This window comes from Salmonella sp. SAL4457 (assembly GCF_046548235.1).
In the GTDB taxonomy this organism is placed as follows: Bacteria; Pseudomonadota; Gammaproteobacteria; order Enterobacterales; family Enterobacteriaceae; genus Salmonella; species Salmonella enterica.
In genome coordinates this window covers 1-257 of record NZ_JBGDZO010000826.1, presented here as the reverse complement: position 1 = coordinate 257, position 257 = coordinate 1, and the positions used below count along the sequence as shown (strand labels likewise).

1 protein-coding gene is annotated in these 257 nt (G+C 67.7%); it reads left to right on the top strand.

The window, feature by feature from the left end; translation table 11 throughout:
* Positions 1-257 (top strand): hypothetical protein (locus ACLJNW_RS26485; RefSeq protein WP_410961551.1); only part of this gene is annotated, 257 nt, incomplete at both ends.

Below are 257 nucleotides of genomic sequence, written 5' to 3'. Positions count from 1 at the left end.
CCTCTGCCTCATCCGCCCTTGTCTGGGGCTGACCACGCGAATCGAATGCGTGGTCAGGCCGCTGGCCGGAGAGAACGGACTCTGGACCCTGCTTTGCGCCGCCGGCATGTCCGGCTCCCAGCCTTCGGCGATCAAGGCCCAGGGCCCCTTCCACGGACCGCTGGTGGCCGAAGGGGTGTTGCAGGCGATTGCCGACTGCCTGGCCCAGCAAGGCTATATCGAAGCCGTCGACCCGCCGATCTGGCGCTTGCACCTGC